The 1,612-nt window shown below is 64.4% G+C and carries 1 protein-coding gene; it reads left to right on the top strand.

From position 1 onward, the window contains the following. A partial coding sequence (gene hutU, locus V0R60_RS26720) for a urocanate hydratase (RefSeq protein WP_330080980.1) occupies window positions 1–1,612 on the top strand: 1,612 nt, incomplete at both ends.

Below are 1,612 nucleotides of genomic sequence, written 5' to 3'. Positions count from 1 at the left end.
ATCCGCGCAGCACGCGGCAACAAGCTCACCGCCAAAAGCTGGCTGACCGAAGCGCCCCTGCGCATGCTGATGAACAACCTCGACCCGGAAGTTGCCGAGAACCCGAAAGAGCTGGTGGTCTACGGTGGCATTGGCCGTGCCGCGCGTAACTGGGAGTGCTACGACAAAATCGTCGAGAGCCTGACCCACCTTAACGATGACGAAACCCTGCTGGTTCAGTCGGGCAAGCCGGTAGGCGTGTTCAAGACCCACAGCAACGCCCCGCGCGTGTTGATCGCCAACTCCAACCTGGTGCCACATTGGGCCAACTGGGAGCACTTCAACGAACTGGATGCCAAGGGCCTGGCCATGTACGGCCAGATGACAGCCGGCAGCTGGATCTACATCGGTAGCCAGGGCATCGTCCAGGGCACCTACGAAACCTTCGTCGAAGCCGGTCGCCAGCACTACAACGGCAGCCTCCAGGGCAAGTGGGTGCTGACCGCAGGCCTCGGCGGCATGGGCGGCGCCCAGCCACTGGCCGCGACCCTCGCCGGCGCCTGCTCGCTGAACATCGAATGCCAGCAGAGCCGTATCGATTTCCGCCTCAGCAGCCGTTATGTCGACGAGCAAGCCAAGGACCTCGACGATGCCCTGGCGCGTATCGCCCAGTACACCGCCGAAGGCAAGGCCATCTCCATTGCCCTGCTGGGCAACGCGGCAGAAATCCTGCCTGAACTGGTCAAGCGTGGCGTGCGCCCGGACATGGTCACCGACCAGACCAGCGCCCACGACCCGCTCAACGGCTACCTGCCAGCCGGCTGGACCTGGGAGCAGTACCGCGACCGTGCCCAGACCGAGCCTGCTGCCGTGGTCAAGGCGGCCAAACAGTCGATGGCCGTTCATGTCCAAGCCATGCTCGAGTTCCAGAAGCAAGGCGTGCCGACCTTCGACTACGGCAACAACATCCGCCAGATGGCCAAGGAAGAAGGCGTCAGCAATGCCTTCGACTTCCCAGGCTTCGTACCGGCCTACATCCGTCCGCTGTTCTGCCGGGGTATCGGTCCGTTCCGCTGGGCCGCGCTGTCGGGCAATGCCGAAGACATCTACAAGACCGACGCCAAGGTCAAGGAACTGATCCCCGACGATGCCCACCTGCACAACTGGCTGGACATGGCCCGCGAGCGCATCAGCTTCCAGGGTCTGCCCGCGCGTATCTGCTGGGTAGGCCTGGGCCTGCGCGCCAAGCTCGGCCTGGCGTTCAACGAAATGGTGCGTAGCGGCGAGCTGTCGGCGCCGATCGTCATCGGTCGCGACCACCTGGATTCGGGGTCGGTGGCCAGCCCTAACCGCGAAACCGAAGCCATGCAGGACGGCTCCGATGCGGTCTCAGACTGGCCGCTGCTCAACGCCCTGCTCAACACCGCCAGCGGCGCCACCTGGGTTTCGCTGCACCACGGTGGTGGCGTGGGCATGGGCTTCTCCCAGCACTCGGGCATGGTCATCGTCTGCGACGGTACCGACGAAGCGGCCGAGCGTATCGCCCGCGTTCTGCATAACGACCCGGCCACCGGTGTCATGCGTCACGCCGATGCCGGTTACCAGATCGCCATCGACTGCGCCAAGGAACAAG

The organism is Pseudomonas auratipiscis, from assembly GCF_036324085.1.
Classification (GTDB): Bacteria; Pseudomonadota; Gammaproteobacteria; order Pseudomonadales; family Pseudomonadaceae; genus Aquipseudomonas; species Aquipseudomonas auratipiscis.
This window is presented reverse-complemented; position numbering and strand designations above follow the sequence as displayed.